This window comes from Microcoleus anatoxicus, assembly GCF_042465725.1.
Classification (GTDB): Bacteria; Cyanobacteriota; Cyanobacteriia; order Cyanobacteriales; family Microcoleaceae; genus Microcoleus; species Microcoleus anatoxicus.
On the sequence record NZ_CP120853.1, the window covers coordinates 4085537 to 4098236 of the forward strand.

The following is a 12700-nucleotide window of genomic DNA, read 5'->3' on the forward strand; positions in this document are numbered from 1 at the left end:
TTTGACTGGGCCTCGCTAATTTCCTATTTCAAACAACGAATTGCTTGCAGCATCCCTCTAGCTTTATTCAGGGTTTCTTCATATTCCATTTCTGGGTTAGAATCTGCCACCAAACCAGCACCAGCTTGCACAGAAACCGAATGTTTATCAGCACCTAAAGAGCGAACAACCATAGTCCGAATCGCGATCGCACTATTCAACTGTCCCTCAAAATCATAATACCCATAAACCCCAGAATATGGTCCCCGGCGGCAACCTTCTAACTCGTGTACAATCTCCATCGCCCGAATCTTGGGAGCACCACTAACCGTACCCGCCGGAAAACCAGCCTTCAACAAATCCCAAGCAGTCTTATCCTCAGCCAATTCTCCGATGACATTACTCACAATGTGCATCACATGAGAATAACGCTCAATTCCCATTAATTCATCAACTTTTACCGTACCGCTGCGGCAAACTCTGCCCAAGTCATTTCTGCCCAAATCAACTAACATGACGTGTTCGGCAATTTCCTTGGGATCTTGCAGCAATTGGGCCGCCAAAGCATCGTCTTCTTGAGGAGTTTGACCCCGGCGGCGAGTACCCGCAATCGGGCGCAAAGTTGCCATTCTCTTGCCATCTGGCGTGTTTTCCGCCTTCACCATAATCTCTGGACTGGAACCGATAATTTGCCAATCTTTGAAATTGAAATAAGCCATGTAGGGAGAAGGATTAATCAAACGCAAAGAGCGGTAAAGTGCAAAAGGATCGCCACTATATTCAGATTCCAGTCGCTGGGAAATCACTACCTGAAAAATATCTCCGGCTTTAATATAATCCTTGGCTTTTAAGACATTGGCACAATACTTTTCGGGATTAGTATTGCTGGTATAACTCAATTCTGTTTCTGTATTTCCGGTGGTGGAACTGGCATCTTGCCCGTGATTGGGAGGAGTCCATTCTATGAGAGTAGATTGCTGAGAAAGGGGGGATTTCAGCTTATCAACTAACTGAGAAACGCGATCGCACGCTTGCCCATAAGCCTGGGCTAAATCAACCCCAACTTCACGCAAATCTGCATAGGCGATCGCCCAAATCTTCCGTTTTACCTGATCGAAAATCAACAAATTATCCACCTGCATCCACAACCCATCCGGCAAATCTTTCTCCCCAGCCGGATACACAGGAACACGGGGTTCAATCCACTTAATTAACTCATAACCCCAAAACCCAAATAACCCCCCAATTCCCGCTGGTAACTGTGGCAATTTCACGGGTTGATAAGACTGCAAACATTCAGTTAAAGCCACAAACGGGTCGCCACTAAATACTTTTTGGGAACCATCGCGGTAAACTTGAGTTGTTTGGGTTCCCTTAGCCTCCAAAATCCACAACGGATCGCACCCTAAGAAACTATAACGCCCAATTTTTTCCCCACCTTCGACTGACTCCAGCAGAAAACTATAAGGTTGACCGGCACAAACCCGATACCACGCAGAAACTGGCGTATCTAAATCAGCAACCCATTCTTGATAAACAGGGACAAAATTGCCTTGTTTTGCCAGTTCGGAGAATTGTGAGAAATCGGGGAATATCATAGGGAGAAGGAAGATGGAAGAAGGAAGATGGAAGATGGAAGATGGCCCTTCGACTCGGCGATCGGGTACAAAGAAGGATGAAAGAAAATGCAATAATAGCAATATTATCAGCGATTTAGAAATTCCTAACCGTCTTGGCGGTTGCTGTAGTAAACTTTAATTAAATAATCAATAAAGATAGGACGGAAGGACACATCCCACAGGTTGCTGGTACTCACCAACTGCCATCACCGCCAGCGGCTTGAGGGCGCGCAGCCCTTCTTGCAAACACCAGCGAAACAAACCTGCATAGCGCACCGGCAAGTGAAAACAAAGCACTTCTCCGGGACTATAGGCTGCCGCCCCCAACAGCAAAGCCTGCATATCGGCTGCTGTTTCGGCGACGCTGTGACCGAAAGTAGATACCGCACAAGTATAGGCCACAATCCGGCCTTGTTTGGTGGTAACTAAGGGAGAAAGGTGATTCAGGGCGTATTCAATTTCGGAAGTGCGATCGCACCCATACACTCTATTACACAAAGCCTGACATTCATCTATATCCTCACTGCTGAGTTGCCGCACCTCAAAGTCATACTGTGGCGGACTGCTAAACATCCCCTCCATCAATACCAAAGGTTCTTTCACCTCAAAACCTAGAGAAATGTATAGTGACAAGGATGCCAAGTTAAAAGATTCTTGTACCAAACGAATACCTGGAGCCTCCTGTCCCCGTTCCAGCAAGGCTTTCATGATTTGCCTTCCTGTTCCTTTTCCTTGAAAAGTGCGATCGACACTAACGGGCCCAATGCCACGAATCGCGTTGCGTTCGTCCATGAAACCGCAGCCAACCACCTCACCGGAGTTTTCAGCTACAATGTCAAAATACGATGGGCTGTGGATTAAAATATCGGTGATTTCGGTGGCAAAATCCAGTGTGGGAAAATCTGTCGGGAATTTATGGCGATCGGAAATACCTTTAAAAGCTTCATAATTAATCCGAGCGCAAGCATCAATATCCTGATGAGTTGCTCGCCTGATTTCTACCGTCATTTTTGATAATTATTAATTTAATTTGCGATCGCATAAACAGTTTGTAGTTGCGCTTAGGCGAGATAGAAACAGCCCGCCGCGCCCAAGCGCTACTACAAACCAGAAAATACAAGCTGAGCTTTTCTGGAAATACTACCCGTTCGAGCTCAGCGATTCCCTCAAAACCTAAACTTCGTAGGTCTTTTTACCGGTGAACTTCACCTTAATCGGGTTAGGATTGCTGCCAATATTGCGGTCAACCTTACCGTTGTATGGACGACCTTCGTTCACCTTTTCAGGGAACACGCCATCCTTGGGATGCAGGTACTCATTAGAACCGTCGGGAAATACACGGTAAATCTTGTAGTTCGAGATTTTGAATTTAGCCCGCAGTTGTTGGCCGCCTAAAGCGATGCACTGCTCCTTCCGGGGCAGATACAGCAGGTTGTCGCCTTGACGCATGATTGCAGCGCCGCCTGTCGGCATTTCAAACACCTGTTCCTTGGGGCTAGTCCAAGTGATCGCGTACTTCTCTTCAACTAGCGCCTTAGTCAGCAAGCCGCCGGTGCTGCCGCCGAAGATAGGGGGTTGTCCAGTGAGTTCTTCTGCCATAGATATATCCAAAGGATTTTTAGGGCATCCTATCACCTGAGTGTCACCCTAATCTCGAAATTGTAAGGAAAGTTAACAGTTTTTTGCCTGGGGATATTTTATGATAATTTAAGTTCGGAAATTATGATGGTAAATTTGGGAATTGTCACCCCAGTGCAAAAACCAAATTGGACCGTGTAAAATCATCATAAATCAGTATTAAATAAGGCTATTGCTAGGGTCAGTTGGGGATATTTTGTAAAAGGAGCGCTCGCAAAAAAATACCGAACTCCTGTGGGCGCTAACCCCTAATTTATTCCTGGGGCAGCTTTATGCAATTTTCAAATTCTCCAAAATGATCCTCCATTGATTGTTGGCTGTGAAGACGGTTTTGAGTTATAATTTCTAGACCTATTATCTTGGGAACTATGTATATTTTCCACTTAAAAGTTATGGCGATCGCGTAAGTAAGGGGCGAGGCAGCCCAGAAAGGCAAAAACAGGAGTTTCCTTTATGACAACCTAGAAGGAAACCAATGTAAAGAATGTTCGGATTCTCAGATTCTTTGTTGCTTGGTCTTGTAGCTAGCTAAAATACTCACTTCCTACGTAAGTATTTTTTTTTGTTTCGAGGGACTAAGATACCTTTGGCAAACTTATATTCAGACCCGTCGCTCGCCCGTAATTGAACTTGGCGGCATATCTGGCATTCTATACTCACAAACCAAATCTACGAAATAGAAAGGAAAAACCATGTTCCCAGCTTCAGGATTTTCTGGTTATGAGCTGCAAGAAATTATCCACCAAGGAGCTCACACAGTTATCTATCGCGCGGTATCGAGAGCCGATGGACAGTTTCTGATTCTTAAAGTTTTAAATACCGACTGTCCCACCCTAGACCAGCTCGCCAGACTCAAGCACGAGTATCAAATTACTCAACATCTAGACTCTGAGCACATCATCAAAGTCTATGGTATTGAAAATTCTCAAAATTGCTTATTATTAATTTTAGAAGACATGGGGGGGCGATCGCTGAGAAAATGGATGACAAGCCTGGGGTATAGCTCCAATCCCCAAGCTCAAACAATAGAAAACATACCATTGCAAGATTGCGAATTATCTATCGCGCAGTTTCTCAATATTGCGGTGTCCTTGTCAAAAGCTTTAATTTATCTTCATCAACGTCAAATAATTCACAAAGATATTAAGCCGGCTAATATTATCATTAACCCTCAAACAGAACAAGTAAAACTTACTGATTTTAGCATCGCTTCTCGCTTAAACAAAGAATATCCAAACTTAAAAAATCCCGATCGACTAGAAGGCACTCTCGCCTATATGTCCCCAGAACAAACTGGGCGGATGAATCGAGACCTAGACTACCGCAGCGACTTTTATTCCCTAGGTGTCACCTTTTACGAACTGTTGACAAAACAATTACCATTTCAGAGCAACGAACCCTTAGAAATGGTACACTGTCACATAGCTAAACAACCGACTCCAATTCAAGAATTAAACCCAAGCATCCCCCTAGTTATAGCACAAATTGTCGCCAAGCTCATGGCAAAAAATGCCGAAGATCGCTATCAAAGCGCCACAGGATTGTTAGCGGATTTAGAACTTTGCCACAATCAAATTAAAAGTCATGGTATAGTTTCCGAGTTTATCCCTGGCCAATTCGATGCCAGGAGCCAGTTGTCGATACCCCAAAAACTTTACGGACGAGAAAAACAAGTCGAACAACTATTGCAAATCTTCGAGCGAGTTAGGAAAGGTGGTAGTGAAATCGTCCTTGTGTCAGGCTATTCAGGCATTGGAAAATCTGTATTCGTCCAGGAAATAATTCGCGATTTAACTCGCCACCGTGGATATTTTATATCTGGAAAGTTTGACCAATTTAAGCGCAATATTCCCTACAATTCTTTCAATCAAGCGATGAGGAGTTTGGTTAATCAAATTTTAATGGAAAGCCAAGCTCAGTTAGCCCAATGGCGAAAAACACTACTCAATGCTTTGGGTGTTAATGCTCAAGTTGCGATCGAGGCTATCCCCGAATTAGAGTTAATTTTAGGCCCGCAACCTCCCGTACCCGAACTTGGTGTGATTGAATCTCAAAATCGGTTCAATCGAGTCATGCAGCAGTTTATCCACGCCATAGCAACTGCGGAAAATCCCTTAATATTATTTCTCGATGATTGTCAGTGGATAGATGCTGCAACAGTCAATATGTATCAAGAAAATTGCATCGCCAGAAACCCTTACTTGCTAGTGGTTAATGCCTATAGAGATCGTGAAGTCAGTCCTACGCATCCGTTGATGCTAGCCAATGATGCCCTTCGGGTTAAAGGGATTTCGATTACAGAAATTCAATTAAAACCCTTAACAATTTATCAGGTTAATCAATTAGTATCTGACACCCTTAAATGTACATTTAAAAAAGCCGATCTTTTGGGTAAATTGTTGTTAGAAAAAACCGCAGGAAATCCTTTTTTTATTAAGCAATTAATGAGGTGTTTGCATCAAGACAAATTGCTAACATTTAATGTAAAAGAGGATGAATGGCAGTGGAATATTCAAGAAATTCAGCAGCAAGAAATATCAGAAAATGTAGTCGATTTGATGGTAAACAAGATAAAAAAAATGTCGGTTTCCACTCAAAATATTTTACAATTAGCTGCTTGCATAGACAATGAATTTACTTTAGATTTATTGTCCCTAGCCAGCGAACAATCTTTAGCTGAAACAGCACGAGAGTTGTGGGAAGCACTGCAAGTGGGTTTGATTTTACCTGTAGATAACACCTATCGAGTAGCGCAAGTATTGGATGGGCAGGAATTGGAAAAATTGGACAAAACAGCCGGCAAGGTGCGGTATAAGTTCTTGCACGATCGAGTACAACAAGCCGCCTATGTCATGATTCCTGATGCCCAGAAACAACCAGTTCATCTGAAATTAGGACGTTTGTTGTTGCAAAACACTAATGAAACGGAACGCCAAGAAAAAATATTTGATATTGTCAATCATTTCAACTTTGCTCGCGAGTTGATTGCTAGCAATGAAGAATTTTATCAATTAGCCCAACTAAATTTACAAGCTGGAAAACTGGCTAAATCTGCTTCTGCTTTTGAAGATGCAAAGACTTTTTTTGAAACTGGATGCAACACTTTACCAGCCTCAAGCTGGCAAGATAATTATGCCTTGACTTTAGAATTGAATATAGCACGGGGCGAAGCCGAATATTTGAATGGAAATAATGATGAAGCTTTAGTGATTTTTGATGAAATCATGCCTCATACTCAAAGTTTGTTATCACATTGCTTAATCAATGAATTCAAAATGACTTGTTTACGGATGAAAAATGATTTGTCTGCTGCTTACAAGTTAGGTGTGGAAACATTACAATCTTTGGGTGTCGAATTTGAATTTTACCCAGATGAGAATTTTTTAGCTAGTGAATTAGCCAAAACGAAGGCGATGATTGGCGATAGGCCGATCGCCGATTTGGCAGATTTACCCCTACTCACAGATCCGCTAAAACTCGCAGCCCACCGGATTTTGAAAGAACTGTTCCCCATCGCCTATTTTACCAATCCCAACGCTCAATTTCTCTGCGCCATGAAGTTAGTCCAAGGGAGTGTTGAGCATGGTAATTGCCGAATTTCCGCCTTTGGTTACACTTTGTATGCCTTTACTTTAATTACTAAATATCGTGAAATTGAGGCTGGTTGTGCAGCGGGAAAACTATCGCTCAATCTCTACGAAGCTTGGAATATTAAAGAGTTAGGTGCTTGTATTTTCCATATGTGGGGGGCTTTAACCTTGCATTATATTGAATATATAGATGAGGGCAAGTTGTTAATGCTGAAAGCCTTTAACCTCGGCATAGAAACAGGAGCTTATCAGTGGTCTGGTTATGCTTCGATTAATTATGTATGGGGTTGTTTTTTTGGCAATGAATCTCTACAAAAAACCACAGTAATTACAGATAATTTTATCCCTGTGTTGTCAAAAATAGATCGCAATATGTTGGCCTATCACTTGTTGAACAAAAATGCGATCGCCCAACTTACCTGCACCTTAGAAGCCGCCCAGATACCTCAAACTTTTATTGATGATGAAGCGCTGTTAAAATTTGCTGAATCCTCTGCCGATCTGACTACGATTTTTGTAATCTATCTTTACAAACTGACTATTGCTAACTGGTTTGGTGACGTCCATCTAGCCTTAGAATATGCCCTGGATGGGGCGGAATTTTTGAAAGGTGGTGCCGGTCATTTTGTCAATCCTGTTTTTCGTTTTCATTACGCGATCGCTCTGGCGTCTGGTGCCACAAATGCCAGCGATCGCGATCGTCAACTATACCAAAAACAACTCAACCTCAGCCTCGAAGAATTTCGAGATTTGGCGCAACATTCCCCAGCCAACTATCAACACAAATATTTATTAATCCACGCAGAAATAGCACGACTGTCAGGAAATAATTATGCAGCAGCAGAATATTACGACCAATCCATCGCCTCAGCCCTGGAAAATGGATTTATCCAAAATGCAGCCCTAGCCAACGAACTAGCAACTCGCTTTTATTTAGCACAAAATCGGTACAATGTCGCCAAATTTTATCTTAATGACGCTCGTTTTTGTTATCTGCAATGGGGTGCTATTGCCAAAGTTAATCAATTAGAAAACTCCCATCCCGATTGGTTTCAAAAAATATCCGATAATCAAATAACAGTCACTACCACTGCCAGTACCTCTGCCGATGGTAACATTTTAGATGTAGGAACAGTAATGAAAGCATCCCAGACAATTTCTAGTGAAATTGTCTTAGGGAAATTGTTAACAAAACTGCTGCATATTATTTTAGAAAATGCTGGAGCTGAAAAAGGAGCTATTATTCTGGAAAAAGATGGGGAACTTTCCATAGAAGTCTTGGATAGACACAATCAAAATTTCCGCATTTTCCACGAGCCTACTTTATTAAAAAATAGTTCAGAGCTTCCGATTTCCGTCATCCAATATGTGGTCATGACTCAGCAAGCAATTCTATTGACAAATGCAGCCAAAGAAACAATTTATCAAGGGGATTTATATATTCAAAAAAATAAACCTAAATCACTTTTGTGCGCCCCTATCCTCTATCAATGCAAGTCGATTGGTGTAGTTTATTTAGAAAATAATCTGGTAGTGGGTGCGTTTACAAGGGAGCGATTGAAACTGTTGCAAATATTGACAGCACAGGCTGCAATTGCCATTGAAAATGCCCGTCTCTATGCTGGCGAACAAGAAAAATCTCGTGAGTTAAAAGCCGCAGTGATTCAACTGCAACAAACTCAAGCACAATTAGTTCAAACTGAAAAAATATCTCAACTTGGACAACTGGTGGCTGGAGTTGCTCACGAAGTCAACAATCCCGTTGGTTTCATTTCTGGAAATTTGCACCACGTTCAAGAATATATTGATGATTTGATTAATTTGCTCAATCTTTATCAACAAAAATTTCCCGAACCTGGACAAGAAATTGAAGATGAAATTGAGTCTATCGAACTGGAATACCTATTAGAAGATTTGCCCAAAACCACGGCATCAATGAAATTGGGAATCGATCGCATTCGTGATATCATGCAATCCCTCCGCAACTACTCCCGCACCGACACCGCGGAAAAAAGAGCCGTTGATATTCATGAAGGAATTGAAACTACTTTGATGATTTTGTCTCACCGACTGAAAGCCAAGCAAACTCGACCAGCAATTAAAATCATTAAATATTATGGTGAGTTACCAAAATTACGCTGCTATCCAGGACAAATGAATCAAGTATTTATGAACTTGATTGCTAATGCAATTGATGCTTTGGATGAATCTAATGTGGGCAAAACCTATGCACAAATAGATAAAAATCCCAATAAAATTACCATTTCTACTTCCGGAGTTTCCGAAAAAGCAGGACAAACAATGGACACCTTGGTGATTCGGATCGCTGATAACGGCTTTGGAATGCCGGAAAGTGTGATCGAAAAATTGTTTACTCCATTTTTTACCACTAAAGTAGAAGGGGAAGGAACGGGATTGGGATTGTCGATTTGTCATCAGATAGTAACCGAAAAACATGGAGGGACTTTGGAATGTTTTTCATCGGTGGGGAAAGGAACGGAATTTGTAATTAGTATTCCGATGTAGTTATACCAATTTTTTGTGAGGCTGCATAGAATTTGATCCCCCCTAACCCCCTTAGTAAGGGGGGGTGGGGATGCGAAGGGGAGCGGAATATGTACAACTTCACATTAATACCAAATCCTCTCTTCATCGTCCTGTATTAAACTCTCTCTTCTCTTCCTTCGCGTACTTCGCGCCTTCGCGGTTAAATCATTCCGATACAACCGGAATTGATATAAATTGGTATTAGTGGTTATTTGTGGGATAACCAAATTATTCAAAAAGTCGGCTATCTCGGTATTTTATACGGTGGGAATAGTGAAATGAAATTCACTCCCTTTGTCTTTTCCTGGGGAATCTACCCAAATTTTACCTCCCCAGCCAGCCACAATCTGTTTGCAAATTGCTAATCCTAAACCTGTACCGCCGGCACTGCGGCGCAAAGCTCCTTCTTCTTGATAAAATCGATCGAACACTACTTTTAAACTATTCGCCTCTATTCCTCTCCCGGTATCGGCTACTAGCACTTCCACCATCCGATAACCGTTACAGTGAGCTCGAACCGTCACGCTTCCCTGGGGTGTGGTGAATTTGCAAGCGTTATCTAACAGTTTGGAAAGCACTTCTACCAACCACTCGCCATCAGCTTGCACTAGAGGCAATTCTGCGGATACATCAGTGATAATTTCCGGCAACTTTCTATCAAAGGAACGAGCTCTAACGCTGCTGAGGGCTAAATCTACGCATTCTTGCAAGGTAAGTGATTCCACATTCCATTCCACTCGACCGCTTTCTAAGTGGGAAAGAGTTAGGAAATCCTGGACGAGTTTCCGCATTCTATCGGCATCGCCTAGGGCTGTTTCTAACATGATTTTCCGCAATTCTGCTGGCATATCTGGTTCGGAATTCAAACTTTCTAGACATACTTGAATTGTAGAAAGGGGAGTGCGGAGTTCGTGTCCGGTGATGGCAATGAGATTGCTGCGAGTGCGGTCTAAGGCTTCTAATTGTTGATTTAGTTCTTCTAAATTAGCGTAGGTTTCTGCTTGAATTAAGGCAGAACCCAGTTGAGTCGCGATCGCCTCTACTAGAGCCAGTTCATCTTCTTCCCAAGCCAAAGTCGATCGACACTGGTGCATTTCCACCATCCCCAAAATCCGCCCATGATAAAGCACTGGTACCATTAACCAGGAGACAATTTCCCACTGTTGGACAGTCCTTTGTAGGGATTTAGTATTGACAATCAGTGGATGTTGTGCAGTATCTTGAATGTAAACTCGCTCTTGGTTTGCCACCGCATCACGAAATATCGGATTTTCCTGCAAGGGCCAAGTCTGATTTAGCAGGGAATTAGTGCTGGGGCGCAAAAATTCGCGCTCGATTTTAGTTGCAATATCTGTCGCTTTGCAGCGATAAATCAAACAGCGGTTGGCTGACAAAGCTGTACCGAGTTCTTGCACTGCTACTTCCACTATTTCTTGAGGATTTAGCGATTGCCGCATGGCTGTTGTGATCGTATTCACCAAGCGTTCTTTGCGTTCTTGGGCCGCGATCGCACCGTAGGCTTTCAGCAGTTTGTGTTGACCAGCTTGCAAGTAAGTCACCAAGCGTTCGGTAAAAGCATCGCTGAGTTTAGGATTGGGAATTTTGGGAGTTTTCCCTAAAGTTTTCTCTGGTTTTGCAGCTTTGGTAGTCTCGGCTTTCCGGGATTTTTTCGGTTTTTTGACCAGATTATAAGTGGTTTGTGCTCGTTCGATCTTTTCGGCTAATTCTGGGCGATATTTGACAATGCGATCGAGCAGCAATTGGGCTGCTTTGCAACTTACATCCCGATCGAAAGTCCAAATTCCCTCAAATCTACGAGCTTGATCCATCAAGAGTAGTTCCCCCTCATCCTGATTTTCCAGAGGGATAAATTTTTCTTGACAAATCAGACAAGTTGAGTAGTTTTCTCCGATGACCACTAAGTGCCACTCTTGACTTAATCCATCCCGTGGATCGAAAGCCACAGTTTCGTAAAATTCCGAGGAGTTTTTAAAGTCAGTTTCCGGTGCTGCTAGCACGTATACCTGAGATGAGCGATCGGAAATACGCCGATAGCGGTGAGCTTCCTGGCGATAAAATCGCTCTCGCTGAAAACTAGCAATGACTAACGGTTCATCAGAACCTGCCAAAACCAAGTCTTCCATCGCGTGAGACAGCGCTGTCATGGAAGATTTGAAATAAATTTGGGCCCGTAGTTGGGGCAAAGCTTGCAGAAGTTCTGCGAGTAATGAAATAGGGACGATCATCTAGCCTTAAGCGAGCATTTTTGCCGATGACAAAACGGGAGCGATCGACACTTTAGATCGATCCCTTTTTAGTATCTCTCAAAAAACACCACTAATTAGCCATTACTTACAAACTAACGGTTAATTATTTTTTTCTGACCCCGATCGCGTAAGTATAAATGCTGTGCCTTTCACCGAATCATACGAGCTCGCCACCTTCGTCGCTGCCGCCGGGAGATGATTTGTAGAGAGCATCCAATTGTTCGCGGGCATCTTGTACACTAAGCGAACGCATCACTAACAGAGGCTCGTTGACTATGTTTCCGTATTCATCTAAAAGTTCGGGATGCGGCACACTTTGAGAGCGAGAAGAGGATGCGTAACGATGAGGATGTCTAAATTGTTGAGGGCGCTGGGACTCCATCCCCACCGTGACTAAACTGCGGATTAAGTTACCGACGGCCAGAAAGGCAAGAACGGTAAAAGCTAGGATATAAAGCAGATGTAACATGATTTTTTCCTCCGGGCTAAACAGCCACACAGCAATTTACAAATGTGTTTCAGCAATTAATAAATTATTAACTGGAAATTTTTTTGATGTTGTCAAGTCTGTCGCCGATATTTCCCTAACTTGGGATTTGACGGCGGGTTGAATTTGAAATCACCTTATTTTCCAGGCTTCGCCGCAGGCGAGGCGCGAAATCGCGACGAGACTTTCCAGCATTCGGCAAGCAGTCTGTGCCACGGCATCATGGCTGCGGTTTCAATCCCAACTTGACCACCCGTTGCTTGAAATAAAGCGCTGGCAGCACTTACTTCTTGCTGAGCCTGTTGAACTCTCGCTAACAAGTCAGATTGCTCCTCACTGGTGAGAAAGGCAATTTCCTCAGTTTCCAAAAGAGTTGCCGATCGACCGAACCAGTATTTAAAATCCTCTAACAGCGGTTGCAGTATGGATTTGAGCAATTCGGCTTCTGGCAAATTGGGATTAAGCATGGATCAAAATTGGGTTATTTATCTATTTTAATCTTAGACGCTATTTACAAATTGTAACATTTTTTTAACAAAGATTCAATTGATTTTCGATTTTGGATTTTGGATT

At 42.7% G+C, this 12700-nt stretch carries 9 protein-coding genes; 3 read left to right on the top strand and 6 right to left on the bottom strand.

Going from position 1 to position 12700, the window contains the following annotated elements; genetic code table 11:
- Window positions 1-23: 23 nt before the first annotated feature.
- Window positions 24-1577, bottom strand: a complete 1554-nt coding sequence (trpE, locus tag P2A85_RS17675) for an anthranilate synthase component I (protein WP_377474274.1) — start codon at window positions 1575-1577, stop codon at window positions 24-26.
- A 13-nt stretch (window positions 1578-1590) separates the two neighbouring features.
- Here trpE and P2A85_RS17680 point away from each other — a divergent pair, with 13 nt between their 5' ends.
- The gene (locus P2A85_RS17680) at window positions 1591-1737 is read left to right on the top strand and encodes a hypothetical protein (RefSeq protein ID WP_377474276.1); all 147 of its coding nucleotides are present in this window, start codon (window positions 1591-1593) and stop codon (window positions 1735-1737) included.
- Window positions 1738-1745: 8 nt separating this feature from the next.
- Here P2A85_RS17680 and P2A85_RS17685 read toward each other — a convergent pair whose 3' ends face one another.
- Together P2A85_RS17685 and P2A85_RS17690 are read right to left on the bottom strand one after the other, a co-directional pair.
- A complete protein-coding gene (locus tag P2A85_RS17685) occupies window positions 1746-2606 on the bottom strand; it encodes a GNAT family N-acetyltransferase (protein ID WP_377474278.1) in 861 nt (286 codons plus the stop codon).
- 165 nt (window positions 2607-2771) lie between these two features.
- A complete protein-coding gene (locus P2A85_RS17690) occupies window positions 2772-3197 on the bottom strand; it encodes a photosystem I reaction center subunit II PsaD (protein WP_340518282.1) in 426 nt (141 codons plus the stop codon).
- Window positions 3198-3928: 731 nt separating this feature from the next.
- On the opposite strand from P2A85_RS17690, the gene P2A85_RS17695 reads away from it, so the two are divergent.
- Window positions 3929-9352, top strand: coding sequence for an AAA family ATPase (locus tag P2A85_RS17695; RefSeq protein ID WP_377474280.1), 5424 nt, complete (start codon window positions 3929-3931; stop codon window positions 9350-9352).
- Between the two features lie 278 nt (window positions 9353-9630).
- On the opposite strand, the gene P2A85_RS17700 is transcribed toward P2A85_RS17695, so the two are convergent.
- On the bottom strand, window positions 9631-11619 hold the full coding sequence (locus P2A85_RS17700; protein ID WP_377474282.1) for a DICT sensory domain-containing protein: 1989 nt from the start codon (window positions 11617-11619) through the stop codon (window positions 9631-9633).
- 178 nt (window positions 11620-11797) lie between these two features.
- Complete coding sequence (locus tag P2A85_RS17705; protein WP_340518289.1) at window positions 11798-12109, bottom strand: DUF2973 domain-containing protein; 312 nt, start codon at window positions 12107-12109, stop codon at window positions 11798-11800.
- Between P2A85_RS17705 and P2A85_RS17710 the strand changes: the two genes are divergently transcribed.
- On the top strand, window positions 12108-12251 hold the full coding sequence (locus tag P2A85_RS17710) for a hypothetical protein (protein ID WP_377474284.1): 144 nt from the start codon (window positions 12108-12110) through the stop codon (window positions 12249-12251). The two genes, P2A85_RS17705 and P2A85_RS17710, sit on opposite strands and share 2 nt — an antisense overlap.
- Before the next feature lie 13 nt (window positions 12252-12264).
- On the opposite strand, the gene P2A85_RS17715 is transcribed toward P2A85_RS17710, so the two are convergent.
- Window positions 12265-12594 (bottom strand): DUF2605 domain-containing protein, encoded by a 330-nt coding sequence (locus P2A85_RS17715; protein WP_377474286.1) that lies wholly within the window; start codon window positions 12592-12594, stop codon window positions 12265-12267.
- Window positions 12595-12700 lie beyond the last annotated feature (106 nt).

What these genes read in the sequence shown, in the direction of transcription:
- trpE (WP_377474274.1), bottom strand. Translation starts at nt 1,577, where the DNA reads ATGATATTCCCCGATTTCTCACAATTCTCCGAACTGGCAAAACAAGGC.
- P2A85_RS17680 (WP_377474276.1), top strand. Translation starts at nt 1,591, where the DNA reads ATGGAAGAAGGAAGATGGAAGATGGAAGATGGCCCTTCGACTCGGCGA.
- P2A85_RS17685 (WP_377474278.1), bottom strand. Translation starts at nt 2,606, where the DNA reads ATGACGGTAGAAATCAGGCGAGCAACTCATCAGGATATTGATGCTTGC.
- P2A85_RS17690 (WP_340518282.1), bottom strand. Translation starts at nt 3,197, where the DNA reads ATGGCAGAAGAACTCACTGGACAACCCCCTATCTTCGGCGGCAGCACC.
- P2A85_RS17695 (WP_377474280.1), top strand. Translation starts at nt 3,929, where the DNA reads ATGTTCCCAGCTTCAGGATTTTCTGGTTATGAGCTGCAAGAAATTATC.
- P2A85_RS17700 (WP_377474282.1), bottom strand. Translation starts at nt 11,619, where the DNA reads ATGATCGTCCCTATTTCATTACTCGCAGAACTTCTGCAAGCTTTGCCC.
- P2A85_RS17710 (WP_377474284.1), top strand. Translation starts at nt 12,108, where the DNA reads ATGATTTTTTCCTCCGGGCTAAACAGCCACACAGCAATTTACAAATGT.
- P2A85_RS17705 (WP_340518289.1), bottom strand. Translation starts at nt 12,109, where the DNA reads ATGTTACATCTGCTTTATATCCTAGCTTTTACCGTTCTTGCCTTTCTG.
- P2A85_RS17715 (WP_377474286.1), bottom strand. Translation starts at nt 12,594, where the DNA reads ATGCTTAATCCCAATTTGCCAGAAGCCGAATTGCTCAAATCCATACTG.